Origin of the sequence: Methylobacterium sp. J-059 (assembly GCF_022829485.1) — a bacterium.
Classification (GTDB): domain Bacteria; phylum Pseudomonadota; class Alphaproteobacteria; order Rhizobiales; family Beijerinckiaceae; genus Methylobacterium.
The window spans coordinates 1-25520 of sequence record NZ_JAKSYA010000042.1 but is presented as its reverse complement, the minus strand read 5'-3'; the positions used below and the strand labels follow the sequence as shown (position 1 = coordinate 25520).

The following is a 25520-nucleotide window of genomic DNA, read 5'->3' as shown; positions in this document are numbered from 1 at the left end:
ATGGTGATGCCGGGCGACAACGTGACCATGGACGTCACGCTGATCGTGCCGGTGGCCATGGAGGAGAAGCTGCGCTTCGCCATCCGCGAGGGCGGCCGAACCGTCGGCGCCGGCGTCGTCGCCGCCATCAACGCGTAGTCGTCAGACAGATCGGCCCTTCGTCTCCCGGGACGAAGGGCCGGTGCCCGGACACAGCATCCGTCAGGGGACGATTGAGGGAAGGGCCCTCGCGCCCGCCCAACACGTTTCCGTCGAGGTTTAGGTCATGAACGGTCAAAACATCCGCATCCGCCTGAAGGCGTTCGATCATCGCATCCTGGATGCGTCCACCCGCGAGATCGTCTCTACCGCCAAGCGGACCGGCGCGACCATCCGCGGCCCGATCCCGCTGCCGACCCATATCGAGAAGTTCACGGTCAACCGCTCGCCGCACATCGACAAGAAGTCGCGCGAGCAGTTCGAGATGCGCACCCACAAGCGCGTGCTCGATATCGTCGATCCGACCCCCCAGACCGTGGACGCGCTGATGAAGCTCGACCTCGCCGCTGGCGTGGACGTGGAGATCAAGCTCTAAGCCCCGCCGGGTTTAGAGCTTACCGTTTCATCGCGCGAGGGAGACACCTTATGCGCTCAGGCGTCATTGCACAGAAGGTCGGCATGACCCGGATCTTCACGGAAGCGGGGGAACACGTTCCCTGCACCGTGCTCAAGATCGAACAATGCCAGGTGGTCGCCCACCGCACGGTCGAGAAGAACGGCTACGTCGCCGTCCAGCTCGGCGTCGGCAAGGCGAAGGTCAAGAACGTCTCGGCCGCCGAGCGTGGCCGCTTCGCGGTCGCCAAGGTTGAGCCGAAGCAAAAGATCGCCGAGTTCCGCGTGTCCGAGGATGCGCTGATCCCGGTGGGCGCCGAGATCACGGCCGATCATTTCATCCCGGGCCAGTTCGTCGACGTGACGGGCACGACCACGGGTAAGGGGTTCGCCGGCGGCATCAAGCGCTGGAACTTCGGCGGTCTGCGCGCCACCCACGGCGTGTCGATCTCGCACCGCTCGATCGGTTCGACCGGCGGCCGTCAGGATCCGGGCAAGACCTTCAAGAACAAGAAGATGCCCGGTCACATGGGCGTCGACCGCGTGACCACGCAGAACCTGCGCGTCGTCCGCACGGACGTCGAGCGCGGCCTGATCCTGGTCGAGGGTGCGGTTCCCGGCGTCGCCGGCGGCTGGATCCAGATCCGGGACGCGGTGAAGCGCAAGCTTCCGGCCGAAGTTCCCCAGCCCGGCAAGTTCCGTGAGAACGGCGCGTCGGCTGCCCCGCAATCCGCCCCCGAGGCGCCCGCTGCCGAGGAGAACGCGTGATGAAGCTTGATATCACCACCCTCGACGGCGCCGGCGCCGGCTCGGTGGAGCTCGACGAGGCCATCTTCGGCCTCGAGCCCCGCGCCGACCTGCTCCAGCGCATGGTGCGCTGGCAGCTCGCCAAGCGTCGTGCCGGCACCCACGCCGTGCAGAACCGCTCGGACGTGAACCGGACCCGCAAGAAGCTGTACAAGCAGAAGGGCACCGGCAACGCGCGTCACGGCGCAGCGTCGGCTCCGCAGTTCCGCGGCGGCGGCCGTGCGTTCGGCCCGGTCGTCCGCGACCACGGCCACGATCTTCCCAAGAAGGTCCGTGCCCTGGCCCTGCGTCACGCCCTGTCGGCCAAGGCCAAGGCCTCGACCCTCATCGTCGTCGACGACATCAAGATCGAGGACCACAAGACCAAGGGTCTCGTCGAGCGCTTCGGCAAGATGGGTCTCTCGAGCGCGCTGATCATCGGCGGCGCCGAGGTCGACGAGAACTTCGGCCGCGCCGCCCGCAACATCCCGATGATCGACGTGCTGCCCGTGCAGGGCATCAACGTCTACGACATCCTGCGCCGCGACACGCTCGTGCTGACCCGCGCCGCGATCGACGCGCTGGAGGAGCGTTTCAAATGAGTGCCGATCCGCGCCACTACGACATCATCGTCTCCCCGGTCATCACCGAGAAGGCGACGAACCTCACCGAGCAGAACAAGGTCGTCTTCCGGGTCGCTCCGAAGGCCACCAAGCCGCAGATCAAGGAAGCGGTCGAGAAGCTGTTCGACGTCAAGGTCACGGCGGTGAACACCCTCGTGACCAAGGGCAAGAAGAAGATCTTCCGCGGCATGCGCGGACAGCGTTCGGACGTGAAGAAAGCGGTCGTGACCCTCGCCGAAGGTGACACGATCGACGTCACGACCGGCCTCTGACATAGACCGGGTAGGGATTTAAGCCGATGGCCTTGAAGACATTCAAACCGGTCACGCCGAGCCTGCGCCAGCTCGTGCTGGTCGACCGCCGTGAGCTCTACAAGGGCAAGCCGGTGAAGGCGCTGACCGAGGGCAAGTCGTCCTCGGGCGGCCGCAACAACCTCGGGCGGATCACCGTCCGCTTCCGCGGCGGCGGTCACAAGCGCTCGCTCCGTCTCGTCGACTTCAAGCGTCGGTCGCAGCCGGGCGTGTCGGCGACCGTCGAGCGGATCGAGTACGATCCGAACCGCACGGCGTTCATCGCGCTGATCAACTACCCGGACGGCAAGCAGAGCTACATCATCGCTCCGCAGCGCCTGCAGCCGGGCGACAAGGTGATCTCGGGCGAGGGCGTCGACATCAAGCCGGGCAATGCCGGGCCGATCGGCGGCATGCCGGTGGGCACGATCGTGCACAACATCGAGCTGAAGATCGGCAAGGGCGGCGCCGTCGCCCGCTCCGCCGGCAACTACGCTCAGATCGTCGGGCGCGACCAGGGCTACGTGACGCTCCGCCTGAACTCCGGCGAGCAGCGCTTGGTCCACGGCCAGTGCTACGCGACGGTGGGTGCGGTCTCGAACCCGGACCACATGAACATCTCGCTCGGCAAGGCCGGGCGCAACCGGTGGCTCGGCAAGCGTCCGCACGTCCGCGGCGTGGCCATGAACCCGGTCGACCACCCGCACGGCGGCGGCGAGGGACGCACCTCGGGCGGCCGTAACCCGGTGACGCCCTGGGGCGTGCCGACCAAGGGGAAGAAGACCCGCTCGAACAAGCGGACCGACGTCTTCATCCTGTCCAGCCGCCACAACCGCAAGAAGTAACCATCATGGCACGCTCACTCTGGAAGGGGCCGTTCGTCGACGGCTACCTCTTCAAGAAGGCCGAGGCGGCTCGCGGGTCGAGCCGGAACGAGGTCATCAAGATCTGGAGCCGTCGCTCCACCATCCTGCCGCAGTTCATCGGGCTCACCTTCGGTGTGCACAATGGGCAGAAGCACATCCCGGTCTACGTCTCCGAGGAAATGGTCGGTCACAAGTTCGGCGAGTTCTCGCCGACCCGCACCTTCCACGGCCACGCGGCCGACAAGAAGGCGAAGAGGCGCTGACATGGGCAAGCAAGCCACCCCCCGCGCGCTGCCCGAGAACGAGGCCAAGGCCGTGGCACGGATGCTCCGTGTCTCGCCCCAGAAGCTCAACCTCGTCGCGCAGATGATCCGCGGCAAGAAGGTCGAGTCGGCGCTCGCCGACCTCGAGTTCTCCCGCAAGCGCATCTCGACCGAGGTCAAGAAGTGCCTCGAGAGCGCGATCGCCAACGCCGAGAACAACCACGATCTGGACGTCGACGACCTCGTCGTCACCCAGGCCTTCGTGGGCAAGGCGCTGGTCCTGAAGCGCTTCCACGCCCGCGCCCGCGGCCGCGGCGCGCGCATCCTGAAGCCTTTCTCGAACCTCACCATCGTGGTTCGCGAAGTCCGCACCGCCGAAGCGGCCTGAGGAGAATCTGATGGGTCAGAAAGTCAACCCGATCGGTCTCCGGCTCGGCATCAACCGGACCTGGGATTCCCGCTGGTTCGCCGGCAAGACCGAATACGTCAAGCTGATGCACGAGGACGTCGCGATCCGCGCCGCCCTCATGAAGCAGCTCAAGCAGGCGGCGGTCTCCAAGATCGTCATCGAGCGCCCGCACCGGAAGTGCCGCGTCACCATCCACTCGGGCCGTCCGGGCGTGGTGATCGGCAAGAAGGGCGCCGACATCGAGAAGCTGCGCAAGCTGGTCAACACGATGACCAAGGCCGACGTGACCATCAACATCGTCGAGGTGCGGAAGCCCGAGATCGACGCCGTGCTGGTGGCCGACTCGATCGCGCAGCAGCTCGAGCGCCGCGTCGCCTTCCGTCGCGCCATGAAGCGCGCCGTTCAGTCGGCGATGCGCCTCGGGGCCGAGGGCATCCGGATCAACTGCTCCGGACGTCTCGGCGGCGCTGAGATCGCCCGCCAGGAATGGTACCGCGAGGGCCGCGTGCCCCTGCATACGCTGCGCGCCGACGTCGACTACGGCACGGCCACCGCGTTCACGACCTACGGCACGTGCGGCATCAAGGTCTGGGTGTTCAAGGGCGAGATCCTCGAGCACGACCCGATGGCGCAGGATAAGAAGGCGCAGGAAGAGGGCGGCCGTTCGGGCGGTCGTCGCGAGCGCGATGGCGAGGGTGACCGCGGTCGCGGTCGCCGCGATCACGCCTAAGCGCGATCGTCGGACCCCCGAGCCAAGGAAGGTGTTGAGAGGCTGCCATGTTGCAACCCAAGAAGACCCGGTTTCGTAAGCAGTTCAAAGGTCGCATCTCCGGTGCGGCCAAGGGCGGCTTCGACCTGAATTTCGGCCAGTTCGGCCTGAAGGCGGTGGAGCCCGAGCGCATCACCGCGCGCCAGATCGAGGCGGCCCGCCGCGCGATCACCCGTGAGATGAAGCGTCAGGGCCGGGTCTGGATCCGGATCTTCCCCGACGTTCCGGTCACGTCGAAGCCGACCGAAGTCCGCATGGGCTCCGGCAAGGGCGCGCCTGAGTACTGGGCCGCCCGCGTCCACCCGGGCCGCATCATGTTCGAGGTCGACGGTGTCGCCGAGGACATCGCGAAGGAGGCGCTCCGCCTGGGCGCCGCCAAGCTGCCCATCCGCACGCGCGTCGTGCAACGCATCGCCGACTAAAGGGAGGCAGATCATGAAGTCGTCACAGAGACAGTCGGATCTCGCCGCCCTGTCGCCGGACCAGTTGAGCGACGAGCTGCTGAACCTCAAGAAGGAGCAGTTCAACCTGCGCTTTCAGGGGGCCACCGGCCAGCTCGAGAACGTCGCCCGCGTCCGCGAAGTCCGTCGCGACATCGCCCGCGTCCGCACCCTGCAGCGTCAGAAGACGCTGCAGGCGACGTCGGCCTGAGGAGTTTCATCATGCCGAAGCGCGTATTGCAGGGCGTCGTCGTCAGCGACAAGGGCGAGAAAACCATCGTCGTGAAGGTGGAGCGTCGCTTCACCCACCCGGTGATGAAGAAGACCGTTCGCCGCTCGAAGAACTACCATGCCCACGACGAGGCGAACGCCGCTAAGGTCGGGGCCACGGTGTTCATCGAGGAGTGCCGGCCCTTCTCCAAGACCAAGACCTGGAAGCTCGTCGAGGGCGAAGCCGCCTCGGCCGAGGCTCCGGCGGCCGCCTGATCGCCTTGGACGGACCATGAGACGGGCGCAGGATTCTGCGCCCGTTTTTTCGTATCTGATCCGAGAACGACGTCGGTGCCTAACCGTGTCGAGCGTTCGACGATTCGACCGCGGCTTGGGTTCGACCCATCAATCTCGATCTCCCCATGACCGGCGAGTCGGCCGGTGGCGCTTTTCGCACCTCGTCGCACAATCCTCACGAGGAGCCTGCCGTCATGCGTCGCTGACGGGAGGAAGCTCCTCTGAACGAGGATGAGCCGCATGCTGAAAAACGCCAATCGCGCCTGGGAAGCCCTCCTCGGCTTCTTCGGCGCCGAGGACGTGAACGGGATCGTTAGTTCGAGGCGTGTCTTCGGCATTCACCTGCTTCCGGACCTGCAGGCAGAGACGCTTGCACAGGTGAACCCGTACGCCCCGACCCTGTTGGGCGTCCACCAACCCTACGAACAGCGTCCGCTGACGATCTCCGGCCTGCTGGTCCGCGGCAATGATCAGGCCATCGCCATCACGCCGTTGCAGTATCGCGACGTTGACATCGGGGAGAGCGAACCGTTCCCGGCGTTGAACACCGGCCTTTGGTTGTTCCAGGTCGACGGCCAGCCGGTCGCGGTGCTCCTGTCGCAGTATTCCAACTTCAGGTCGGGCAAGTTCGCTCAGGTCGAGATCGCAACGCTGCCGGGATCCGAGGCTCAGGCGTTCGCGCGCACGTTTCTAAAACGTATTCAAGAGGCGGGCGCGAACTCGATCCTGTATCGCGGCAAGGTCCTCTCCTTCGAGGGTGGATCCGACTATTCCGGCATGAGTACGGAGATGTCCGTCCATAAGCTGTCGCCGGTGGCCCGAGAGGCGATCATCCTCGACGACGCCACGATGGCGCGCCTGGATCGCCACGTCTTCGCGTTCAACCGGCATCGCGCCGGTCTGCGCCGCCTCGGGCAGTCGATCCGGAAGGGTCTGCTCCTTTATGGGCCGCCCGGCACCGGGAAGACCCACGTGATCCGATACATCGCCTCGAATTTACCGGCCCGGACCACCATCCTGATCACGGCGGAGCAGGTCCAGGACCTGACCCGATACATGCTGCTTGCGCGCACCCTGCAGCCGAGCATCGTCGTGCTGGAGGACGTGGATCTGGTCGGGCGCTCGCGGGAGGGCATGAACAGCCCGAAGACGGAGGTCCTGTTGAACCGTCTGCTCAACGAGATGGACGGTCTGGGCGACGATGCGGACATCCTTTTCCTCCTGACCACCAACCGGCCCGAGGAGATCGAGGAGGCCCTCGCGTCGCGTCCGGGACGCGTCGACGAGGCCATCGAGATCGCGAATCCCGACGCCGCCTGCCGCGCACGGCTGATCGCCCTTTACGGAGGCGCCCTGCAATTCGAGGAGGGCGCCATCGACGACGCGGTCGCGCTGTCGGAGGGAGCGAGCGCGGCCTTCGTCAAGGAGATGGTGCGCCGCCTGGCCCAGGCTTCGCTTTCGCTGAGAAGCGCCGAGATCCTGGACCGTGCCATGGTGAACCGTGCCATGGTCGCGGCCGTCTTTGGCGAGGCCGTGGAGAACGGAAACCGGATCGGCCGCCGAATCGTCGGTCTGTCGAATGCTCCGAAGCACGCCGGGCGTGCCGGCGCCCCACCCCTCGACGGCTGCGGCGAGGATCTGGAGCTCGGCACAGATTAGGCCGGGGCCGGCACGGAAAGTCTTGCGCCCCTGCGCCCCGTAGTGTAGTGGGCACCCCTTCGCGACATGTGAGAGGGTGTTCGCGCCCTTCGTACGCGGTGACCGCGCCGGCGCTGGACAAGCGCCGATAGCGCGGTCTGTCATATGAGCCGGGGACATCAGATCCCCATCAGGCGTCGTCCGCCGGGCAATACCGCCCGTGTGCGGAAACCCGCCTGAAACAAGGAAAGGTCACTCCTGTGATCCAGATGCAGACGAATCTGGACGTCGCCGACAACTCGGGTGCGCGTCGCGTGATGTGCATCAAGGTGCTGGGCGGGTCGAAGCGGCGCTATGCCGGCGTGGGCGACATCATCGTCGTGTCCATCAAGGAGGCGATCCCGCGCGGCCGCGTCAAGAAGGGCGACGTCATGAAGGCGGTGGTCGTGCGGACCGCCAAGGAAGTGAAGCGTCCCGACGGTTCGGTGATCCGCTTCGACAAGAACGCGGCGGTGCTGATCAACAATCAGAAGGAGCCGATCGGGACCCGCATCTTCGGGCCGGTGCCGCGCGAGCTGCGCGCCCGCAACCACATGAAGATCATCTCGCTGGCTCCGGAGGTGCTGTGATGGCAGCCAAGATCAAGAAGGGCGACACCGTCGTCGTCCTCACCGGTCGCGATTCCGGTCGCTCCGGCGAGGTCATCCAGGTGATGCCGAAGGACGACAAGGCGCTCGTCCGCGGGATCAACCTGGTCAAGAAGCACCAGAAGCAGAGCCAGAACCAGGAAGGCGGCATCATCTCGAAGGAGGCCGCGATCCAGCTCTCGAACCTCGCGTTGCAGGACGCGAACGGCAAGCCGACCCGCGTGGGTTTCCGCATCCTCGAAGACGGCCGCAAGGTCCGCTTCGCCAAGACCACGGGGGATCAGATCGATGGCTGAGGCCAACAAGGACGCCTACGTCCCGCGCCTGCGCGCCCACTACGACGAGGTCATCCGCCAGAAGCTCATCGAGCAGTTCGGCTACAAGAACCCGATGCAGGTTCCGCGGATCGACAAGATCGTCATCAACATGGGCGTCGGCGAGTCCACCGCGGACTCGAAGAAGGCCACCGTCGCCGCCGGCGACCTGGCGCTGATCGCCGGCCAGAAGCCGGTCATCACCAAGGCCCGCAAGCCGATCGCCACCTTCAAGGTCCGCGAGGGCATGCCGATCGGCTGCAAGGTCACCCTGCGCCGCCAGAAGATGTACGAGTTCATGGATCGCCTCGTCACGATCGCGCTGCCGCGCGTCCGCGACTTCCGCGGCCTGAACCCGAAGTCGTTCGACGGCCGCGGCAACTACGCGCTCGGCCTCAAGGAGCACCTCGTGTTCCCGGAGATCTCGTACGACAAGGCCGAGCAGACCTGGGGCATGGACATCGTCGTCGCCACCACCGCCACCACCGACGAGGAAGCCCGCGCTCTCCTCGCCGCCTTCCAATTCCCGTTCCGGCAGTAGGCGTCCCTCGGGATACCTAGACGCGGACACCGGAGGATAGACAATGGCAAAGAAGAGTTCAGTCGAACAGAACAACCACCGGAAGGAGCTGGTTAAGCGCTTCGCTGCGAAGCGCCAGGCCCTGCTCGCGACCGCCAACGACGAGTCCCTCGAGATGGAGGAGCGCTTCGAGGCGCGCCTCAAGCTCGCGGAGCTTCCCCGCAACTCGTCGCCGACCCGCGTGCGCAACCGGTGCGAGATCACCGGCCGGCCGCGCGCCTATTACCGCAAGATGGGCGTCTCGCGTATCGCGCTGCGCGAGCTCGGGAACCGGGGCCTGATCCCGGGCCTCGTCAAGTCGAGCTGGTAAGGAGGCACCCATGGTCAACGATCCCGTGGGCGATATGCTCACCCGCATCCGCAACGGCCAGATGCGCCGTCGCAACGTCGTCTCGACGCCCGGCTCGCGCCTCCGCGCGAACGTCCTGAACGTGCTGAAGTCGGAAGGCTACATCCGCGACTTCGCGACCACCGAACTCGGCAACGGCCGGACGGAGTTCGCGATCGAGCTGAAGTACTACGACGGCCAGCCCGTCATCCGCTCGATCCAGCGCGTGTCGAAGCCCGGCCGCCGCGTCTACTCGGCCGTCGGCGATCTGCCGCGCGTCGCCGACGGTCTCGGCGTGACCATCGTGTCCACCCCGCAGGGCGTCATGGCCGACCACGAGGCGCGCGAGCGCAACGTCGGCGGCGAAGTGCTCTGCAAGGTGTTCTGATCCCCGGATAAGGAGAGAGGCAGATGTCTCGCGTAGGCAAGAAGCCCGTCCCCGTTCCGGCCGGCGTCACCGCGTCGGTCACGGGTCAGACGGTGAAGATGAAGGGCTCGAAGGGCGAGCTGCAGTTCGTGGTTCCTTCGCTGGTCGACGTGGCGCTCGAGGACGGCGCGATCACGGTGACCCCGAAGGACCAGTCCAAGGCGGCGCGTTCGCTTTGGGGCACCTCGCGGGCCCAGGTCGCGAACCTCGTCGAGGGCGTGTCCAAGGGCTTCGAGAAGAAGCTCGAGATCACCGGCGTCGGCTATCGCGCCGCGATGGCCGGCAAGGCGCTCAAGCTCTCGCTCGGGTACAGCCACGACATCGAGTACCAGATCCCGGCCGGCATCACGATCGTGACGCCGAAGCCGACGGAGATCACGATCTCCGGCATCGACCGGCAGGTCGTCGGCCAGGTCGCCGCGGAGATCCGCGACTACCGCGGTCCCGAGCCCTACAAGGGCAAGGGCGTGAAGTACGCCGGCGAGTTCATCTTCCGCAAGGAAGGCAAGAAGAAGTAAGGGGGCTGAGACATGTCACGCAAACTCGAAGCCCTCGATCGCCGCAAGGCGCGGGTGCGCCGGGCGCTCCGCGCCTCCGCCAACGGCCGGCCGCGCCTGTCGGTGTTCCGCTCGTCGAAGCAGATCTACGTCCAGGTCATCGATGATGCGGCGGGCGTCACGCTCGCCGCCGCCTCGTCGATCGACAAGGGCCTGCGCGCCGACCTGAAGACCGGCGCCGACGTCGCCGCCGCCTCGGCAGTGGGCAAGCTCGTCGCCGAGCGGGCCAAGGCTGCCGGCGTCTCGAAGGTCGTGTTCGACCGCTCGGGCTACCAGTACCACGGCCGGATCAAGGCTCTGGCCGAAGCCGCCCGCGAGGGTGGCCTCGACTTCTAAATCTCGGCGGTGCGGAGGCGGCGTGTCCGCCTCCGGCGATGACGATTCAAGCGAGCGGGCCCGCCGCCCGCGCCAGTGAGATGAAACGGAAGCAACATGGCACGTGAACGTGAAGGCGGTGGCCGCGGCCGCCGCGACGACCGCGAGGAGCGCGACAGCGAGTTCGTGGACAAGCTCGTCCACATCAACCGCGTCGCCAAGGTGGTGAAGGGCGGCCGTCGCTTCGGCTTCGCCGCGCTCGTCGTCGTCGGCGACCAGAAGGGCCGCGTCGGCTTCGGCCACGGCAAGGCCCGCGAAGTCCCCGAGGCGATCCGCAAGGCGACCGAAGCCGCCAAGCGCGGCCTCGTCCGCATCTCGCTCCGCGAGGGCCGGACGCTGCACCACGACGTGCAGGGCCGTCACGGCGCCGGCAAGGTGATCCTCCGCGCGGCTCCGCAGGGCACCGGCATCATCGCCGGCGGCCCGATGCGCGCCGTGTTCGAGACGCTCGGCATGCAGGACGTCGTGGCCAAGAGCCTCGGCTCCTCGAACCCCTACAACCTCGTGCGCGCCACCTTCGAGGCGCTGAAGAACGAGGACAGCCCGCGCTCGGTCGCCGGTCGTCGCGGTCTCAAGGTGTCCACGCTCCAGGCGCGGCGCACCGATTCGGACCCGTCCGACCAGTCCGAAGCCGCAGTCGCGTAAGGGGAGGGCAGCATGGCTAGCAAGACTGTCCGCGTGGAGCAGATCGGTTCCCCGATCCGCCGCGAGGCCTCCCAGCGCCAGACGCTGGTGGGCCTGAAGCTGAACAAGCTTCACCGTGTCTCCGAGCTCGAAGACACCCCCGCCGTTCGCGGCATGATCCGAAAGGTCGCGCACCTCGTGCGCGTCCTCGACGACGCGGCTTGAGGAGGGCGCGATGAAGCTCAACGAGATCCGCGACAACGAAGGCGCAACCAAGAACCGGATGCGCGTCGGCCGAGGCATCGGCTCCGGCAAGGGCAAGACCGCAGGGCGCGGCGTGAAGGGTCAGAAGGCCCGGACCGGCGTGGCCATCAAGGGCTTCGAGGGCGGCCAGATGCCGCTTCACCGTCGCCTGCCGAAGCGCGGCTTCAACAACCTCTACTCGACCGACCTCAACGAGGTGAATCTCGGCCGGGTGCAGCAGGCGATCGACGCCGGCAAGCTCGACAAGGCCGCGACCGTGACGGTCGAGGCCCTCGTGCAGGCCGGGATCATCGCCCGTCCCCGCGACGGCGTGAAGCTGCTCGGCGTCGGCGAGCTGACCGCGAAGGTCGCCTTCGAGGTGACCCGGGCGTCGAAGTCGGCGGTCGAGGCGGTCGAGAAGGCCGGCGGCAGCGTCGTCGTCGCCTACGGCGCCGGCGTCTCGGTCCGCGGCAAGGGTGGCAAGGACTTGGGCGGCAAGGGCGAAGCGACCGCCTGAGCGCGGTTGCCTCGCCGGGAGCGACCCCTTAAGTCGAAGCTTCGAGCGGCGGCCCGTGCGACCTCGCATGCGGCCGCCGCTCCCGTTTTCAGGGATGCCCCGCGGCTCCCTCGTGACCCATCATCAGGACACAGGCCATGGCCTCAGCCGCCGAGCAGCTCGCCGCGAACCTCAATTTCGGTGCCATCGCGAAGGCGGATGAGCTCAAGAAGCGCATCTGGTTCACCCTCGGCGCGCTCGTGGTGTTCCGGCTCGGGACCTATATCCCGATCCCCGGCATCGACCCGGAGCAGTTCGCGCGCAATTTCCAGCAGCAGGCCGGCGGCGTGCTCGGGCTGTTCAACATGTTCTCCGGCGGTGCCGTCGAGCGCATGGCGATCTTCGCGCTCAACATCATGCCGTACATCTCGGCCTCGATCATCATCCAGCTGCTCACCTCGGTGATCCCGAGCCTCGAGACGCTGAAGAAGGAGGGCGAGTCCGGCCGCAAGGTCATCAACCAGTACACCCGCTACCTCACGGTGGTGCTGGCGCTGGTCCAGTCCTGGGGCATCGCCGTCGGCCTCCAGGGGTCGAGCGCCGCGATCGATCCCGGCCCGTTCTTCCTCGCCTCGACCGTGATCACGCTCACCGGCGGCACGCTGTTCCTGATGTGGATCGGCGAGCAGATCACCTCGCGCGGCATCGGCAACGGCTCGTCGCTGATCATCTTCGCCGGCATCGTCGCCCACCTGCCGACCGCCATCATCGGTGCGCTCGAGCTGTCGCGCACCGGCGCGCTGTCCTCGGCGGTAATCCTCGGCGTCGGCGTCGCCGCGATCGGCCTCGTCTACTTCATCGTGTTCATGGAGCGCGCCCAGCGCCGGCTGCTGATCAACTATCCCAAGCGCCAGGTCGGCAACCGGATGTACGAGGGCCAGACCTCGTTCCTGCCCTTGAAGCTCAACACCTCGGGCGTGATCCCGCCGATCTTCGCCTCGTCGCTCCTGCTGCTGCCGGCCACCGTGGCGAGCTTCTCGGCCAACCAGGGCACCGGCGTGCTGGCGACGGTCACGACCTATCTCGGCCACGGCCGTCCGCTCTACATGGCGCTCTACGCCGCGCTGATCATCTTCTTCGCGTTCTTCTACACCGCGGTGGTCTTCAACCCGCAGGAGACCGCCGACAATCTGAAGAAGCATGGCGGCTTCATCCCCGGCATCCGGCCCGGCGAGCGCACCGCGGCGTTCATCGACAAGGTGCTGACGCGCATCACCCTGATCGGCGCGCTCTACCTGACCTTCGTCTGCCTGGTGCCGGAGATCATCGCCTCCTACGCCTCCGCCAGCCTCGGATTTGGCGGCACGTCGCTGCTCATCGTCGTGTCGGTGACGATGGACACCGTGGCGCAGATCCACGGGCACCTGATGGCGCACCAGTACGAGGGCCTCGTCAAGAAGGCCAAGCTGCGCGGTGCGTCGACGACCCAGCGGCGGCGCTGAGCGGCACGTCGGGCGATACGGCTCGGCGACACGAGAGACACAATCGCCGGAATGACGAGTGGACAGCGATTTGCCCGCTCGCCCGTCCGGCGGAAGCCGCTACAAGCAACGCCGACGCGGGAACGACGCCGATACGGCGTCGCCGCGCGCCAAGAAGCCCTGAGAGACGGGCACGGACGAGGATAACGCCCATGCGGATCATTCTGCTCGGACCACCCGGCGCGGGGAAGGGGACACAGTCCGAGCGGATCGTCGCGCGATTCGGCATCCCGCAGCTTTCCACCGGCGACATGCTGCGCGCGGCCGTCGCTGCCGGAACACCGGTCGGACTCCAGGCGAAGGCAGTGATGGAGAGCGGCGGCCTCGTGTCCGACGCGATCGTCGTCGGCATCGTCGCCGACCGGATCGAGGAGGCGGATGCGCGCGGCGGGTTCATCCTCGACGGCTTTCCCCGCACCGTCGAGCAGGCCAAGGCCCTCGACGTGATGCTGGACGAGAAGGGCCTGCATCTCTCGACCGTGATCGAGTTCAAGGTCGACGAGAAGGTCCTGGTCGGGCGCATCGCCAAGCGGGCGGAGGAGACCGCCGCCCGCGGACAGCCGGTGCGGAAGGACGACACCCCCGAGGTGTTCGCCTCGCGTCTCGAGGCCTACCGGATCCAGACCGCCCCGCTCTCGGCCTATTACGAGCGCGCTGGGATGCTGCAGACCGTGGACGGCATGGCGCCGATCGACGCGGTGACGGATTCGCTGATGGCGATCCTCGAATCGCATCGCGAAGGCGTGGCGTCCTGAAGCCATCCTTCCGGGGACCCATGATCATGTCGACGCATGCGGCTCGGGCGATCCTCGCAGCGCTGACCCTGACGGTCGGCGCGATGCCGATGGCGGCGTGGGCCGGCCCGGCGCAATCGTATCAGTACGAGCGACGGACGACCGGCCGCCTGTGCAGGCCGCCGCTGAAGTTCGCGGCTGGCGCGTGCGTGCGGCGCTGCCCGGCCGGCTTTCGCGACAACGGCGGGTATTGCCGCCAGCTGAACCAGCGCTTCTGACGTCGACCCGAAGAGACCCACGCCCCTGCGGTTCGCCAGGTGACGCGATGGGGACGATGCAGCGCGCCGGGCGCGCCCGCCGGGCCCGGCGCGGCGTCTTATCGTGCCGAACCGTTGACATCACCGCCGGCCCGCGCTAGCAGGCCGGTCTTCGTCTGCACAGCCGTTGGTCCGAGGTGCCCTCCAAGGGGCGGCCGCGGGCCGATTTGTCGTTGACGGGCGTGCAGGGGCCGGCCTCCACCGGACGCACGCTTTCCCACAGGACGGCCCGGGCGATCGCCCGTACGCCACATGGAGCATGACCTTGGCCCGTATCGCCGGCGTTAACATCCCGACCAACAAGCGCGTCGTCATCGCGCTCCAGTACATCCACGGCATCGGCGCGAAGAAGGCCGAGGAGATCACGGAGAAGGTTGGCATCCCGGCCGAGCGCCGCGTGAACCAGCTCACCGACGCCGAGGTGCTGCAGATCCGCGAGACGATCGATCGCGACTACCTCGTCGAGGGCGACCTTCGCCGCGACGTCTCGATGAACATCAAGCGCCTGATGGACCTCGGCTGCTACCGCGGCCTGCGCCATCGCCGCAACCTGCCGGTCCGCGGCCAGCGCACGCACACCAACGCGCGCACCCGCAAGGGCAAGTCCAAGCCGATCGCCGGCAAGAAGAAGTAAGCTTACGAATTCGGAGGCTGCGCGCGGCGCGGCCTCCCATGCATCGTGCCGGATCTCCCTCGACGGGAGCCGGCGTGACGGGGCGGCGCTCCGCAAATGTGCCGACCGAACCCATACGAGAATCCCGAGCACCTGGAATTACGGGTGCGCTTGAAGGACAGGTATCGAAAAGATGGCCAAGGAACCGACCCGCGTCCGCCGGCGCGAACGCAAGAACATCGTCTCGGGCGTGGCGCACGTCGCCGCATCGTTCAACAACACGATGATCACCATCACCGACGCGCAGGGCAACACGATCTCGTGGTCCTCCTCGGGCGCCATGGGCTTCAAGGGCTCGCGGAAGTCGACCCCCTACGCCGCGCAGGTCGCCGCCGAGGACGCGGCCCGCAAGGCCGCCGAGCACGGCATGCGCACCCTTGAGGTCGAGGTCTCCGGGCCCGGCTCGGGCCGCGAGTCGGCGCTCCGCGCCCTCCAGGCCGCGGGCTTCACCGTGACCTCGATCCGCGACGTCACCTCGATCCCGCACAACGGCTGCCGCCCACGCAAGCGTCGGCGCGTCTGAGGCGGACGGAGACACACGTGGCGGATACGAAGATCCTTCCCGGCGTCAAGCGCTGGAGCGTCGGTGACATCACGCTCACCGTGCTCAACGACGGCTGGTTTCAGGGCTCCCTCGATCTCGTCACGGGCATCTCGAAGGACGAGGCCGGCGCGCTGCAGCGCGCCGGCTTCCGTACGCAGGAGCCGCGGGTGATGCTCAACGCATTCCTGCTGACGGGCCCCGGCCGCAAGCCGGTGCTGATCGATTCCGGCTACGGGTCGTTCGGTCCGCCGACCATGGGTCGCGTGCCCGCAGCGCTCGCCGTCGCGGGCGTGGCGCCCGAGGCGATCGAGACCGTTCTCGTCACGCACTGCCATCCCGACCATATCGGTGGGCTGGTGGTCGACGGGAAGGCCGCCTACCCGAACGCGGAGATCGTGCTGCATTCGGACGAGGCGGCGTACTGGCTCCCCGATGCGGCGCTCGCCGCCGCACCGGACGGGGCAAAGCCGTATTTCGAGAACGCCCGCAAGGCGCTGGCACCCTATGCCGGCCGGGTGCGCGAGCAGTCCGGCGGGGAAGTCCTGCCGGGCATCACCGCGGTGCACCTGCCCGGCCATACGCCGGGCCATTGCGGTTTCCGGATCGTTTCGGGGGACAAGTCGCTCCTGGTGTTCACCGATGTGGTGCACCTGCCGGCGATCCAGTTCAAGCAACCCGAGGCGGGCGTCGGCTTCGATGTCGACGGCGACCAGGCGCGAGCGACCCGCAAGGCGATCCTCGCGGATCTGGCGGCCGACGGGACCCGCATCGCCGGCTCGCATCTCGAATTCCCGGCCGTCGGCACCGTGACGCGGGATGGGGACGGATACCGGTTCGTGCCGGATCTCTGGGTCGCCGACGAGGCGTAGGCCCGGAGCAGTCTTTTAGGGACCGACCGACGCTGGGGGCAGCGTCGATCGGCCGAAGCGCGGACCCGGACGTCGCGGGTTCGTGCGTCAGGAGAGGTAGGATCGTGGTCATTCAGAAGAACTGGCAAGAGCTGATCAAGCCCAACAAGCTGCAGGTCTCGACCGGCGACGACCCGAAGCGGGTCGCCACCGTCGTGGCCGAGCCGTTGGAGCGCGGCTTCGGCACGACGCTCGGCAACTCGCTGCGCCGGGTGCTGCTGTCCTCCCTCCAGGGCGCGGCCGTGACCTCGGTCCAGATCGACGGCGTCCTGCATGAATTCTCCTCGATCCCGGGCGTCCGCGAGGACGTCACCGACATCGTCCTGAACATCAAGACGATCGCCATCCGCTCGCAGACCGACGCCCCGAAGCGCATGACCCTGCGCAAGACCGGCCCGGGCCTCGTCACCGCCGGCGACATCGGCACGGTCGGCGACATCCAGATCCTGAACCCCGACCTCGTGATCTGCACGCTGGACGACGGCGCCGAGATCCGGATGGAGTTCACGGTCGCCACCGGCAAGGGCTACGTGCCGGCCGAGCGCAACCGCCCCGAGGACGCGCCGATCGGCCTGATCCCGGTGGACGCGCTGTTCTCGCCGGTGACCAAGGTCAGCTACCGCATCGAGACCACCCGGGAGGGCCAGGATCTCGACAAGGACAAGCTGACGATGACCGTCGAGACCAACGGTGCGGTGTCGCCGGAGGATGCGCTGGCCTACGCCGCGCGCATCATCCAGGACCAGCTCCAGGTGTTCGTGAACTTCGAGGATCCCCGCAAGGAGGAGGCCGCCCCGCTCGCGCCGCAGCTGCCCTTCAACCCGGCGCTGCTCAAGAAGGTCGACGAGCTCGAGCTTTCTGTGCGTTCGGCGAACTGCCTGAAGAACGACAACATCGTCTACATCGGCGACCTCATCCAGAAGTCCGAGGGCGAGATGCTGCGCACCCCGAACTTCGGCCGCAAGTCGCTCAACGAGATCAAGGAAGTGCTGGCCGGGATGGGTCTGCACCTCGGGATGGACATCCCCGGCTGGCCGCCGGAGAACATCGAGGACCTCGCCAAGCGCTTCGAGGAGCACTACTGAGGGCGAATGGCGAGTAGGGAGTAGCGAATAGGGGCGTCCGCAGGGCTCCCCGGTTCCGCTGCACTCTATCCGCTACTCGCTACTCCCTATTCGCCTTCAAGATGACGGTCGTACCGTGGCACGGCGACCGCAAAAACCAGGAGAGCCAACATGCGTCACGGATTCCGCGGTCGTCGTTTCAACCGCACCACCGAGCACCGCAAGGCGATGTTCGCCAACATGTCCGCCGCGCTGATCAAGCACGAGCAGATCATCACCACGCTGCCGAAGGCCAAGGACCTGCGCCCGGTCATCGAGAAGCTGATCTCGCTCGGCCGCATCGACAGCGTCCACACCCGCCGTCTCGCCATGTCGCAGATCCGCGACCACGACATGGTCAAGAAGCTCTTCACGGTGCTCGGCCCGCGCTACACGGCCCGTCCGGGCGGCTACTGCCGCATCATGAAGGCCGGCTTCCGCAAGGGCGACAACGCCCCGCTCGCCGTGATCGAGTTCGTCGACCGCGACGTCAGCGCCCGCGGCAAGGATTCGGGCCCGGTGCTCGGCGGCGAGAGCGAAGCGGCCTGATCGGCGCCTCGACAGCACGAGTTCGAAGAAGGGCGGCCGAGAGGCCGCCTTTTTCGTTGGCCCGAGGCCGTTGCGCGATGCTCGTCCCGGGACGACCGCGATGCGGCGAGCGCATACGGTCGAGGCCGGCGTTTCTCGGGGACGGACGCGCTTTCGAACGCGTTTCCGTCGGGACGGACGGCCGGGCCGACGCGTCAGGTGCCGGGCGCGTCGCCCAGCAGCAAGGAGACGCGGCGGGCGAGCTCGGCCGACTGGAACGGCTTCGTCAGCACCGGCAGGTCGTGCGGGATCTCCACCGCCTCCGCGTGCCCCGTCAGGATCAGCACAGGGACCTCGGACCAGCGGCTCCGCACCTCGGCCGCCAGCTCGACGCCGGTCATGCCGGGCATCGCGAGGTCGGCGACCACGAGGTCGAAGCGGCGCTGCTCCATCAGCGCGAGCGCGGCCGCGCCGTCCGAGGCCTCGATCTCGTCGTAACCGAACCCGTTGAGGAACGAGGCGGTGACGTGCCGGACCTCGGCGTCGTCGTCCACCACCAGGATGGCCGCCGCACGTGCCGCCGCCGGCGCGACCGCGACGTCGGCCTCGTCCGCCACGATGGCCGCGGAGGCCCGCGGCAGGGCGAGGTCGACGCGGGTGCCGTGCCCGACCCGGCTGTCGATCCGCAGGCGGCCGTGGGATTGCTGGGCGAGGCCGAACACCATCGCGAGGCCGAGGCCGGTGCCCTGGCCGACGGCCTTGGTGGTGAAGAACGGCTCGCAGACCCGCGCCAGGATCTCCGGTGGGATGCCTTCGCCGGCATCGCTCACCGATACGCCGACATAGGCGCCGCTCCGCACGTCCGGATCGTCCTCGATCGTCAGCGCCGCCGTCTCGATGACGATCACGCCGCCCTCGCGCATGGCGTCGCGGGCGTTGATGCAGAGGTTGAGGATCGCAAGCTCGAGCTGGTCGGGGTCGACCTGAACCGGGCCGAGATCGCTGCCGAGCCTGGTCTCGACGGTGACGAGCCCGCCGAGGCTGCGCCCGAGCAGCGCCGACATGCCCTCGACGAGGGCGTTCACGTCGGTCGGCCGGGCACGCAGGTCGTTGGCGCGGCTGAAGCTCAGCAGGCGCTTGGTCAGCGAGGCGCCGCGCTCGGCCGCGCCCCGCGCGTTCTCAATCAGCCGCAGCACGCGGGGCTGCTCATGGACCTTCGGCGCGGCGAGCTCGAGGCTGCCGAGGATCGCGGTCAGCAGGTTGTTGAAGTCGTGCGCGATGCCGCCGGCGAGGGTGCCGAGCGCCTGCATCTTGTCGGACTGGCGCAGGCGGGCCTCGAAGCCCTTCTGCTCGGTGACGTCGCGCTCGATCGTGGCGAGATGCGCGATCGCGCCGGAGGGGCCGCGGATCGGGACCCGGACCACGTGGCTCCAGCGCTCGGCGCCGATCGGCCCTTCCGCGGAGACGACGTCGCCGACCTCGCCCGAGCGGATCGCGGCGGCGTCGGCCTCGGCGCTCTCGGCGGCGCGCGTCCCGGGCAGCTCGGCTTCGCTGCGGCCGAGGCAGCCCGCGACGTCGAGGCCGAGCAGCGCCGCCTTTCGGGCGTTGAGGCGCAGGAAGCGCCCGGCCGCGTCCTTGAACGAGATCGCGTCCTCGGAATGGTCGAGCAGGCCGCGCAGCAGGGCCCGCTCGGTGGCGAGCTCCCGCCCGAGCGCATGGCGCTCGAAGGCGTTGCGCACGGTGCCGCGCAGAAGGTCCGCGTCCCAGGGCTTGGCGACGTAGCCGCTGATCCCGCCGCGGTTCAGCGCGCCGATCACGGCGGTGATGTCGGCGTACCCGGTGAGCAGGATCGCCTGGGCTTCGTGGAACCCGCGCATCTCGGCCAGCAGCGCGTCGCCGGTCATGCCGGGCATGCGCTGGTCGGACAGGACGACGGCGATGTCGGGATCGTCGCGCAGGATGGCGAGGGCGTCCACCGGCTTCGTCGTCGTGACGATGCGGTAGGTGTCCTCGAACAGGTCCTCGAGGGCGATCAGGATGTCCGGCTCGTCGTCGACGGCCAGGATCGTGCCTCTGGTCATACGGTCGCCGTCTGCCTCGGAATCCCGATCACGAAGCAGGCCCCGCCGCCGGGAGCCGTCTCCACCGTGAGCGAGCCGCTATGCGCCTGAACCACGCTGTAGGCAATCGCGAGGCCGAGCCCGGTTCCGGCCCCGACCGGCTTGGTGGTGAAGAACGGCTCGAAGATCTTCTCGCGCAGGTCCTCGGGGATGCCGGGGCCGGTGTCGCTGATCCGGATCAGGTCGGTCTCGGGCGTGGTCTCGGTGACGACGCGGATCCGCCCGCCCTCGGGCATCGCGTCGGCGGCGTTGCCGAGGATGTTCATCACCACCTGGTTGAGCAGCGCCGGGGTGCAATGGATCTCGGGGCGCCCCGCGAAGTCGCGCTCGACGGCGATGCGCGAGCCGAGCTTGTGCTGGATCAGCGCCAGCACCGTCTCGATCGCCTCCGGCACGTTGACCAGGGAGCGCTCGCCCTCGTCGAGCCGCGAGAACTTGCGCAGGTTCAGGACCAGGTCCTGGATGCGGGTCAGGCCCATGCGCATCGCACCGACGCGGTCGCGCGCCTTGGCCAGGCCCTTCTGCGCCGCGGGGTCGGATTCGGGCATCGGCAGCTCGCCAAGCACGCGCTCGACGGTGCCCTGATGCGCGAGGATGAAGGCCAGCGGGTTGTTGATCTCGTGGGCGATGCCGGCGACCAGCTCGCCGAGCGAGGCCATCTTGGCGGCCTGGACAAGCTTGGCCTGCGCGTCGGTGAGCTTGCGGTTGGCGAGGGCGAGGTCGTCGTTGGCGCGCTCGAGGGCGTCGGCCAGCCGTGCGCGCGCCTCCGCGGCCTCGGCCTCGGCGCGCGCGCGCTCGACCGCCTGCTGCCGGGCGCCGAACTCGCCGGCGATGCGGCGGTCGTCCTCCTCCAGGAAGCGGCGCCGCACGAGGCCGCGCACCCGCAGCGCCAGCACCTCGGCATCGGACTTCGAGACCACGTCGTCGGCGCCCGCGGCGTAGGCCTGGACGAGGAAATCCTTGGGGGGGTTGCTGCCGGCGACCCCGACGAGGTGGAACCCGGCGCCGGCCACCCGGACGCCGCGGCGCTGGTCGATGGCCCGGCACAGGGCGAGGCCGTCGAAGGCCGGGCCGAGCAGGTCGACGGTGACGCAGTCGAAGGCCGTCGCCTCGCCCTCGGCGTCGAGGACGGCGAGCGCCTCGTCCGGCCCCGCGCTGGCGGTGACGGCGTGGCCGTCCTGGCCGAGCAGGCCGGCGAGGAAGGTGCGGTAGGTGGCGCTGCCGTCGATCACCAGCACGCGCCCGCGCCGGAAGGCGGCGGCCGACGGGGTCTCGGCGCTGCCGGGCGCCACGCTGCCCAGGCGCTCGCGCAGGAGCGCGCGGATGCGCAGGATCAGCAGGTCGCGGTCGCCGGACTTGGCGACGTAGGCGTCGGCGCCGCTCTCGAGGCCCTGGCGCTCGCCGTCGCGGGCGCCGGTGAGCATCAGCAGGGGGAGGGCGCGGGTGCGCAGCGAGAGGCGCAGCTGGCGCGTCAGCTCGTCGCCGTTCATGCCCGGCAGGTGGTAGTCGGCGACGACGAGGTCGGGCAGGCCGTGGTTGAGGTGGTCGAGCGCGGCTTCCGCGGTCGGGCAGCGCTCGACCTGGAAGCCGTGGCTCTCCAGCAGCAAGCGAAGCTCCAGCGCCTGCGTCTCCGAATCCTCGACCAGAAGGATCCGGGCGGCCTCCGTCGCCGTGCCGGCCGCGCCGTTCATGCCGGCCGGTCCTGCGAGCCGGCCCCGGGCATGGCATGCTTGAGGACATGGGCCGAGACGCGGTCGAGGGGCAGGACGGCGCGGGCGGCCTTCAGGCGCACGGCCGCCGCCGGCATGCCGTAGACGACCGCCGTGCTCTCGTGCTCGGCCACCGTCTGCGCGCCGGCGGCATGCATGTCGAGCAGGCCGAGCGCCCCGTCCTCGCCCATGCCGGTGAGCAGAACGCCGAGCCCCGTCGCGCCCGCCTGCCGCGCGACCGAGCGGAACAGCACGGTCGCCGCCGGTCGCTGGCCGGAGACCGGCAGGCTGTCGAGGATGCGCAGGATCCGGCCCGGCCCCAGCTCCAGGTGGCGGTCGCCCGGGGCGACGTAGACCCGGCCGGGCTCGGCCCGCTCGCCGTCGCGGGCGACCGTGACGGGCATCGGCACCACGCCGTCGAGCCAGGTCGCGAACCCGTCCATGAAGGCCGCGCCCATGTGCTGGACCACCAGCACCGGCAGCGGGAACGTCTCGGGCAGCGCCCCGATCACGCGGGCGAGCGCCGGCGGGCCGCCGGTGGAGGCGGCGATTGCCAGGACGGTCGGCGGCAGGTTCGCCGCGGGTGCGGACGCGGCCGCCGCGGTGCGCCCGAGCCACTCGGTGCCGATCGGGCGGCGGCGGATCACCGGGACCTGCGCCATGATGCGCAGCTGGGTGCAGATCTCGCCGGCGACCGCGTCGTAGCCGGCATGGGTCGTCGCCACCGGCTTCTCGACCACGGACAGCGCGCCGGCCCGCAGGGCGTTCATCGAGATGCGCAGCGAGGAATCCTCGACCGAATCGGCGATCACCACGATCGGCGTCGGGTGCTCGGACATGATGCGGCGGGTGGTCTCGAGCCCGTCGATGCCGGGCAGGCGGATGTCCATCGAGATCACGTCGGGCCGCACGCTGTCGATCGCCGACAGGGCCTCCTCGCCCGACGCGACGGCGGCGACGCAGGCGAGGCGGGGATCGCGGGAGAGGATGTGGCGCAACAGCTCGCGCACCACCAGGCTGTCCTCGACCAGCATGACGCGGACCGGCTCGCTCACAACAGCTGCCCGATGGTGTCGAGGAGCTGGCGCTGGTCGAACTTCTGCTTGGTGAGGTAGGCGTCGGCGCCGAGGTCGAGGCCGCGGGCGACGTCGGCCGCGTCGCCCCGCGAGGTCATCAGCACCACCGGCAGGCGCGCGAACCGCGTCTCGGCGCGGATCGCGGCGAGCAGGCCGAAGCCGTCGAGCCGCGGCATCTCCACGTCGGCGAGCACGAGGTCGAACACCTCGATGTCGGCGTGCAGGCGGTCGAGGGCGTCCTGGCCGTCGACGCACACGACCACGCGATAGCCGGCGGCTTCCAAGATGCCCTTCTCCAGGGTGCGGGTGGTGATCGAATCGTCGACGACGAGAATCGTCGCGCGGTGTTTCGAACGTGGCGCCTCCGCCAACGTTCCGCCAGCATCTGCGACCCCGTCGCCCGGCCTCGCCGCCGCGCCGGCGGCACCCGCCCGCGCGGCGAGCCCGTCGGGATCGAGCACCAGGGCGGGCACGTCGCCGGGCAGGATGACGGTGCCGGCGACGAGCCCGGACTCGGCGCCGACCGGCGGCGCCGGCAGCACGAGGAGGGTGCGCACGTCGTGGAGCGCGTCGACGGCCAGCGCGAAGCGGCGGCCGCCGGCCCGCACCAGGATCGCGGTCAGGTGCGGGCTCGCGGAGGCAGGGCCGCCGAGGATCTCGGCCAGCGCGACGATCGGGAAGGTCTCCTCGGCGCCGCCCGCGCCGGGCACGCGCAGCACCGGGCGGCCCATCGCCTGCGGCAGGCCGGCCCGATCGAGGCGCAGCAGGCGCTCGACCGCGGCGCCGGGCAGCGCGTAGGTCGCTCCACCCGCCTCGACGAGGAGCATCGCGCGTCGTGCCGCCGAGAGCGGCGCCGAGATGGTGAGGATGCTGCCCCAGGGCTCGCGCGGCTCCAGCCGGGCGCTGCCCTGGAGCGCGCGGGCGGCATCGGCGACCACCGAGAGGCCGAAGCCGCGCCCGGACAGGGCGTCGACCGCCGCGGCGGTCGAGAAGCCCGGCTCGAAGACCAGGGCGAGCAGGGCCTGCGGATCGGTCGGATCCCCCGGGCGGAGCAGCAAGCGGCGCAGGGCCGTCGCCTCGATCGCCGCGAGGTCGGGGCCGGGGCCATCGTCCGCCACCGACACGACGAGGCGGCCGCCGCGGATCGCGACCTCGAACAGGATCGCCGCCGCGTCGGGCTTTCCCGCCGCCCGGCGGATGTCGAGCGGTTCCGCGCCGTGGCTGAGCGCGTTGCGCAGGGCGTGCAGCACCGGGTCCTTGAGCGCCTGCAGCATCGCGCGGTCGACCGGCAGGTCGAGGCCGCGGACGGCGAGATCGATCTCGCGGCCCTGCTCGCGCGCGGTCTCGCGGAGCGAGCGGGGGAAGCTTCCGAACACGGTCTCGGCCGGCACCAGGGCGAGGCGCTCGGCCTGAAGGCCGACGCGGGCCGCCGCCCCCTCGACGGCACCGGCCGCCGCGACCTGACGGCGCGACAGGTCGGCCGCCTCCCGTGCCAGGCCGGCGAGACTCGCCTCGACGCCGCGCATCTCGGTGCGGACGGCCTCCACCGCGAGGCCGACCGCTTCGTCCCTGTCCGACCCGGCATCGCGGCCGGCTTCCTGCCGCAAGAGCCGGGCGAGGTTGGACACCGCACCGCGCGCGAACGACGCCTCGGCCTGCCGCCGCAGGTCTTCGGACAGGCGCGCGAGCCGGGCGAGCCCGTCGGAGATCGCGGATCCGACGCCGAGCGTGCTCGCGAGCTCGTGGCTCGCCCGGGTCAGCGCCTCGACCGCGTCGGCGGGTACGCGTAGAAAGGCCGGGCCGGCCTCGGCGGGCGGCTCGACGCCGGACGGCGGCGCAGCGGGCGAGGAGGGCGCGGCGGATTTCGGCTCGGCGGGCGGTCTTGCCGAGACCGGCGGTTCGGCCTCGACCGGCGGCTCGATCTCCGCCGGCGAGGGTGTCGTCGCGTCCGGTGCCCGGGCGCCCGCGAGGCAGCGGTCGAGCGCCGCGATGGCGTCGGCCGGCATCGCGACGTCCGGGTCGGCCTTCATTCCGGCGACGTAGGCTTCGATGCGGTCGAGGGCGAGATGGGTTGCGTTCCTGGCCTCGCGATCGAGGGCGGCGCCGGCCGAGACCTTTTCGAACAGGCTCTCCAGGCGATGCGCCACCGCCTCGACCGGCGGCAGGTCGACGGCCCGGGAGGCGCCCTTGAGGCTGTGGGCCCGGCGGAAGATGTCGTTCCAGTCGGGCGCGCGGCCGGTGCCGTCGGCTCCCAGAGCCGCACGGATCGCATCGATGTGCTCGCGGTGCTCGACCTCGAAGGCCGCGAGCAGCAGCTGGCGGATGTCGGTCACGGCGTCCGCCCGCCGGTCAATGCCGGTAGCGTTCGGCGAGGGCCATGAGGGCTCCTGCGAGCTCGGTGAGGTTGGCCGAGGCCGCCTCGACCTCGCGGGTGCCGGCGGCGGTCTGCTGGCTCGCCTGGCGGATGTTCTGCAGGGCGCCCATCACCTGCTCG

At 69.2% G+C, this 25520-nt stretch carries 34 protein-coding genes and 1 pseudogene; 31 read left to right on the top strand and 4 right to left on the bottom strand.

The genetic code is table 11. The annotated features are described in order from the left end of the window. The 31 genes and pseudogenes from tuf to rplQ all read left to right on the top strand — a co-directional run. Positions 1 to 138 (top strand): annotated as a pseudogene (gene tuf, locus MKK55_RS04535) (elongation factor Tu); the annotation flags it as partial. A 127-nt stretch (positions 139 to 265) separates the two neighbouring features. After that, entirely contained in the window at positions 266 to 574 is a 309-nt protein-coding gene (gene rpsJ / locus MKK55_RS04530; protein WP_018044230.1) for a 30S ribosomal protein S10, read from the top strand. A gap of 50 nt (positions 575 to 624) precedes the next feature. Further along, positions 625 to 1359 (top strand): 50S ribosomal protein L3, encoded by a 735-nt coding sequence (rplC, locus tag MKK55_RS04525; protein WP_147725867.1) that lies wholly within the window; start codon positions 625 to 627, stop codon positions 1357 to 1359. Then, a complete protein-coding gene (gene rplD / locus MKK55_RS04520; protein WP_147842718.1) occupies positions 1359 to 1979 on the top strand; it encodes a 50S ribosomal protein L4 in 621 nt (206 codons plus the stop codon). The genes rplC and rplD overlap by 1 nt, the downstream gene beginning before the upstream one ends. Beyond that, complete coding sequence (locus MKK55_RS04515; protein WP_147725865.1) at positions 1976 to 2272, top strand: 50S ribosomal protein L23; 297 nt, start codon at positions 1976 to 1978, stop codon at positions 2270 to 2272. The genes rplD and MKK55_RS04515 overlap by 4 nt, the downstream gene beginning before the upstream one ends. Positions 2273 to 2298: 26 nt before the next feature. Beyond that, on the top strand, positions 2299 to 3135 hold the full coding sequence (gene rplB, locus MKK55_RS04510; protein WP_147752906.1) for a 50S ribosomal protein L2: 837 nt from the start codon (positions 2299 to 2301) through the stop codon (positions 3133 to 3135). A 5-nt stretch (positions 3136 to 3140) separates the two neighbouring features. After that, positions 3141 to 3419 carry a 30S ribosomal protein S19 gene (gene rpsS, locus MKK55_RS04505; RefSeq protein ID WP_147725863.1) on the top strand — a complete coding sequence of 93 codons (279 nt, stop codon included), beginning with the start codon at positions 3141 to 3143 and terminating at the stop codon, positions 3417 to 3419. A 1-nt stretch (position 3420) separates the two neighbouring features. Further along, the gene (gene rplV / locus MKK55_RS04500) at positions 3421 to 3807 is read left to right on the top strand and encodes a 50S ribosomal protein L22 (protein WP_147725862.1); all 387 of its coding nucleotides are present in this window, start codon (positions 3421 to 3423) and stop codon (positions 3805 to 3807) included. Positions 3808 to 3817: 10 nt separating this feature from the next. Further along, positions 3818 to 4558, top strand: coding sequence for a 30S ribosomal protein S3 (gene rpsC, locus MKK55_RS04495; protein WP_147725861.1), 741 nt, complete (start codon positions 3818 to 3820; stop codon positions 4556 to 4558). A 47-nt stretch (positions 4559 to 4605) separates the two neighbouring features. Next, entirely contained in the window at positions 4606 to 5019 is a 414-nt protein-coding gene (rplP, locus tag MKK55_RS04490) for a 50S ribosomal protein L16 (RefSeq protein WP_147725860.1), read from the top strand. Positions 5020 to 5032: 13 nt separating this feature from the next. Further along, the gene (gene rpmC, locus MKK55_RS04485) at positions 5033 to 5248 is read left to right on the top strand and encodes a 50S ribosomal protein L29 (RefSeq protein ID WP_147725859.1); all 216 of its coding nucleotides are present in this window, start codon (positions 5033 to 5035) and stop codon (positions 5246 to 5248) included. 11 nt (positions 5249 to 5259) lie between these two features. Further along, positions 5260 to 5523, top strand: a complete 264-nt coding sequence (gene rpsQ / locus MKK55_RS04480; RefSeq protein WP_147725858.1) for a 30S ribosomal protein S17 — start codon at positions 5260 to 5262, stop codon at positions 5521 to 5523. A 261-nt stretch (positions 5524 to 5784) separates the two neighbouring features. Then, positions 5785 to 7203, top strand: a complete 1419-nt coding sequence (locus tag MKK55_RS04475) for an ATP-binding protein (protein ID WP_243933498.1) — start codon at positions 5785 to 5787, stop codon at positions 7201 to 7203. Between the two features lie 239 nt (positions 7204 to 7442). Next, entirely contained in the window at positions 7443 to 7811 is a 369-nt protein-coding gene (gene rplN, locus MKK55_RS04470) for a 50S ribosomal protein L14 (RefSeq protein WP_147725857.1), read from the top strand. Further along, positions 7811 to 8125, top strand: coding sequence for a 50S ribosomal protein L24 (gene rplX, locus MKK55_RS04465; RefSeq protein WP_147842714.1), 315 nt, complete (start codon positions 7811 to 7813; stop codon positions 8123 to 8125). The genes rplN and rplX overlap by 1 nt, the downstream gene beginning before the upstream one ends. Next, on the top strand, positions 8118 to 8684 hold the full coding sequence (gene rplE / locus MKK55_RS04460; RefSeq protein ID WP_147725855.1) for a 50S ribosomal protein L5: 567 nt from the start codon (positions 8118 to 8120) through the stop codon (positions 8682 to 8684). Before rplX ends, rplE begins: the two co-directional genes overlap by 8 nt. 43 nt (positions 8685 to 8727) lie before the next feature. Beyond that, positions 8728 to 9033 carry a 30S ribosomal protein S14 gene (gene rpsN / locus MKK55_RS04455; RefSeq protein ID WP_147725854.1) on the top strand — a complete coding sequence of 102 codons (306 nt, stop codon included), beginning with the start codon at positions 8728 to 8730 and terminating at the stop codon, positions 9031 to 9033. A 10-nt stretch (positions 9034 to 9043) separates the two neighbouring features. Next, complete coding sequence (gene rpsH, locus MKK55_RS04450; RefSeq protein ID WP_147725853.1) at positions 9044 to 9439, top strand: 30S ribosomal protein S8; 396 nt, start codon at positions 9044 to 9046, stop codon at positions 9437 to 9439. 23 nt (positions 9440 to 9462) lie between these two features. Then, positions 9463 to 9996, top strand: a complete 534-nt coding sequence (gene rplF, locus MKK55_RS04445; RefSeq protein WP_147725852.1) for a 50S ribosomal protein L6 — start codon at positions 9463 to 9465, stop codon at positions 9994 to 9996. 12 nt (positions 9997 to 10008) lie between these two features. Further along, on the top strand, positions 10009 to 10371 hold the full coding sequence (gene rplR / locus MKK55_RS04440; protein WP_147842713.1) for a 50S ribosomal protein L18: 363 nt from the start codon (positions 10009 to 10011) through the stop codon (positions 10369 to 10371). Positions 10372 to 10467: 96 nt separating this feature from the next. Further along, positions 10468 to 11055 carry a 30S ribosomal protein S5 gene (rpsE, locus tag MKK55_RS04435; RefSeq protein ID WP_147725850.1) on the top strand — a complete coding sequence of 196 codons (588 nt, stop codon included), beginning with the start codon at positions 10468 to 10470 and terminating at the stop codon, positions 11053 to 11055. A 12-nt stretch (positions 11056 to 11067) separates the two neighbouring features. Then, entirely contained in the window at positions 11068 to 11259 is a 192-nt protein-coding gene (gene rpmD / locus MKK55_RS04430; protein ID WP_147725849.1) for a 50S ribosomal protein L30, read from the top strand. Positions 11260 to 11269: 10 nt separating this feature from the next. Next, complete coding sequence (rplO, locus tag MKK55_RS04425) at positions 11270 to 11794, top strand: 50S ribosomal protein L15 (protein WP_147842712.1); 525 nt, start codon at positions 11270 to 11272, stop codon at positions 11792 to 11794. Between the two features lie 137 nt (positions 11795 to 11931). Beyond that, entirely contained in the window at positions 11932 to 13275 is a 1344-nt protein-coding gene (secY, locus tag MKK55_RS04420) for a preprotein translocase subunit SecY (protein ID WP_147725847.1), read from the top strand. A gap of 191 nt (positions 13276 to 13466) precedes the next feature. After that, positions 13467 to 14069 (top strand): adenylate kinase, encoded by a 603-nt coding sequence (locus MKK55_RS04415; RefSeq protein WP_147842710.1) that lies wholly within the window; start codon positions 13467 to 13469, stop codon positions 14067 to 14069. A 26-nt stretch (positions 14070 to 14095) separates the two neighbouring features. Further along, positions 14096 to 14326 carry a hypothetical protein gene (locus MKK55_RS04410; RefSeq protein ID WP_243933496.1) on the top strand — a complete coding sequence of 77 codons (231 nt, stop codon included), beginning with the start codon at positions 14096 to 14098 and terminating at the stop codon, positions 14324 to 14326. A 304-nt stretch (positions 14327 to 14630) separates the two neighbouring features. Continuing rightward, positions 14631 to 14999, top strand: a complete 369-nt coding sequence (rpsM, locus tag MKK55_RS04405; RefSeq protein WP_147725844.1) for a 30S ribosomal protein S13 — start codon at positions 14631 to 14633, stop codon at positions 14997 to 14999. Between the two features lie 172 nt (positions 15000 to 15171). After that, positions 15172 to 15561 (top strand): 30S ribosomal protein S11, encoded by a 390-nt coding sequence (gene rpsK / locus MKK55_RS04400; RefSeq protein ID WP_147725843.1) that lies wholly within the window; start codon positions 15172 to 15174, stop codon positions 15559 to 15561. A gap of 17 nt (positions 15562 to 15578) precedes the next feature. Beyond that, positions 15579 to 16451 carry an MBL fold metallo-hydrolase gene (locus tag MKK55_RS04395; RefSeq protein ID WP_243933494.1) on the top strand — a complete coding sequence of 291 codons (873 nt, stop codon included), beginning with the start codon at positions 15579 to 15581 and terminating at the stop codon, positions 16449 to 16451. Between the two features lie 104 nt (positions 16452 to 16555). Then, positions 16556 to 17575: a DNA-directed RNA polymerase subunit alpha gene (locus tag MKK55_RS04390; protein ID WP_147725841.1), complete on the top strand. Its 1020-nt coding sequence runs from the start codon at positions 16556 to 16558 to the stop codon at positions 17573 to 17575. A gap of 150 nt (positions 17576 to 17725) precedes the next feature. Continuing rightward, positions 17726 to 18142, top strand: a complete 417-nt coding sequence (gene rplQ / locus MKK55_RS04385) for a 50S ribosomal protein L17 (protein ID WP_147725840.1) — start codon at positions 17726 to 17728, stop codon at positions 18140 to 18142. Between the two features lie 194 nt (positions 18143 to 18336). Here the strand turns inward: rplQ and MKK55_RS04380 are convergent, their stop codons facing one another. The 4 genes from MKK55_RS04380 to MKK55_RS04365 are packed head-to-tail and all read right to left on the bottom strand — an operon-like array spanning position 18337 to position 25359. Next, on the bottom strand, positions 18337 to 20202 hold the full coding sequence (locus tag MKK55_RS04380) for a response regulator (protein WP_243933492.1): 1866 nt from the start codon (positions 20200 to 20202) through the stop codon (positions 18337 to 18339). Beyond that, positions 20199 to 21932 carry a response regulator gene (locus MKK55_RS04375; protein ID WP_243933490.1) on the bottom strand — a complete coding sequence of 578 codons (1734 nt, stop codon included), beginning with the start codon at positions 21930 to 21932 and terminating at the stop codon, positions 20199 to 20201. Before MKK55_RS04375 ends, MKK55_RS04380 begins: the two co-directional genes overlap by 4 nt. Beyond that, the gene (gene cheB / locus MKK55_RS04370) at positions 21929 to 23005 is read right to left on the bottom strand and encodes a chemotaxis-specific protein-glutamate methyltransferase CheB (protein ID WP_313898955.1); all 1077 of its coding nucleotides are present in this window, start codon (positions 23003 to 23005) and stop codon (positions 21929 to 21931) included. Before cheB ends, MKK55_RS04375 begins: the two co-directional genes overlap by 4 nt. Next, positions 23002 to 25359, bottom strand: a complete 2358-nt coding sequence (locus MKK55_RS04365) for a response regulator (RefSeq protein ID WP_243933489.1) — start codon at positions 25357 to 25359, stop codon at positions 23002 to 23004. Before MKK55_RS04365 ends, cheB begins: the two co-directional genes overlap by 4 nt. Between the last annotated feature and the right edge of the window lie 161 nt (positions 25360 to 25520).

Bases quoted from the DNA above. Each gene is read 5' to 3' on its own strand.
- rpsJ (WP_018044230.1), top strand. From the start codon at position 266: ATGAACGGTCAAAACATCCGCATCCGCCTGAAGGCGTTCGATCATCGC.
- rplC (WP_147725867.1), top strand. From the start codon at position 625: ATGCGCTCAGGCGTCATTGCACAGAAGGTCGGCATGACCCGGATCTTC.
- rplD (WP_147842718.1), top strand. From the start codon at position 1,359: ATGAAGCTTGATATCACCACCCTCGACGGCGCCGGCGCCGGCTCGGTG.
- MKK55_RS04515 (WP_147725865.1), top strand. From the start codon at position 1,976: ATGAGTGCCGATCCGCGCCACTACGACATCATCGTCTCCCCGGTCATC.
- rplB (WP_147752906.1), top strand. From the start codon at position 2,299: ATGGCCTTGAAGACATTCAAACCGGTCACGCCGAGCCTGCGCCAGCTC.
- rpsS (WP_147725863.1), top strand. From the start codon at position 3,141: ATGGCACGCTCACTCTGGAAGGGGCCGTTCGTCGACGGCTACCTCTTC.
- rplV (WP_147725862.1), top strand. From the start codon at position 3,421: ATGGGCAAGCAAGCCACCCCCCGCGCGCTGCCCGAGAACGAGGCCAAG.
- rpsC (WP_147725861.1), top strand. From the start codon at position 3,818: ATGGGTCAGAAAGTCAACCCGATCGGTCTCCGGCTCGGCATCAACCGG.
- rplP (WP_147725860.1), top strand. From the start codon at position 4,606: ATGTTGCAACCCAAGAAGACCCGGTTTCGTAAGCAGTTCAAAGGTCGC.
- rpmC (WP_147725859.1), top strand. From the start codon at position 5,033: ATGAAGTCGTCACAGAGACAGTCGGATCTCGCCGCCCTGTCGCCGGAC.
- rpsQ (WP_147725858.1), top strand. From the start codon at position 5,260: ATGCCGAAGCGCGTATTGCAGGGCGTCGTCGTCAGCGACAAGGGCGAG.
- MKK55_RS04475 (WP_243933498.1), top strand. From the start codon at position 5,785: ATGCTGAAAAACGCCAATCGCGCCTGGGAAGCCCTCCTCGGCTTCTTC.
- rplX (WP_147842714.1), top strand. From the start codon at position 7,811: ATGGCAGCCAAGATCAAGAAGGGCGACACCGTCGTCGTCCTCACCGGT.
- rplE (WP_147725855.1), top strand. From the start codon at position 8,118: ATGGCTGAGGCCAACAAGGACGCCTACGTCCCGCGCCTGCGCGCCCAC.
- rpsN (WP_147725854.1), top strand. From the start codon at position 8,728: ATGGCAAAGAAGAGTTCAGTCGAACAGAACAACCACCGGAAGGAGCTG.
- rpsH (WP_147725853.1), top strand. From the start codon at position 9,044: ATGGTCAACGATCCCGTGGGCGATATGCTCACCCGCATCCGCAACGGC.
- rplF (WP_147725852.1), top strand. From the start codon at position 9,463: ATGTCTCGCGTAGGCAAGAAGCCCGTCCCCGTTCCGGCCGGCGTCACC.
- rplR (WP_147842713.1), top strand. From the start codon at position 10,009: ATGTCACGCAAACTCGAAGCCCTCGATCGCCGCAAGGCGCGGGTGCGC.
- rpsE (WP_147725850.1), top strand. From the start codon at position 10,468: ATGGCACGTGAACGTGAAGGCGGTGGCCGCGGCCGCCGCGACGACCGC.
- rpmD (WP_147725849.1), top strand. From the start codon at position 11,068: ATGGCTAGCAAGACTGTCCGCGTGGAGCAGATCGGTTCCCCGATCCGC.
- rplO (WP_147842712.1), top strand. From the start codon at position 11,270: ATGAAGCTCAACGAGATCCGCGACAACGAAGGCGCAACCAAGAACCGG.
- secY (WP_147725847.1), top strand. From the start codon at position 11,932: ATGGCCTCAGCCGCCGAGCAGCTCGCCGCGAACCTCAATTTCGGTGCC.
- MKK55_RS04415 (WP_147842710.1), top strand. From the start codon at position 13,467: ATGCGGATCATTCTGCTCGGACCACCCGGCGCGGGGAAGGGGACACAG.
- MKK55_RS04410 (WP_243933496.1), top strand. From the start codon at position 14,096: ATGTCGACGCATGCGGCTCGGGCGATCCTCGCAGCGCTGACCCTGACG.
- rpsK (WP_147725843.1), top strand. From the start codon at position 15,172: ATGGCCAAGGAACCGACCCGCGTCCGCCGGCGCGAACGCAAGAACATC.
- rplQ (WP_147725840.1), top strand. From the start codon at position 17,726: ATGCGTCACGGATTCCGCGGTCGTCGTTTCAACCGCACCACCGAGCAC.
- MKK55_RS04380 (WP_243933492.1), bottom strand. From the start codon at position 20,202: ATGACCAGAGGCACGATCCTGGCCGTCGACGACGAGCCGGACATCCTG.
- MKK55_RS04375 (WP_243933490.1), bottom strand. From the start codon at position 21,932: ATGAACGGCGCGGCCGGCACGGCGACGGAGGCCGCCCGGATCCTTCTG.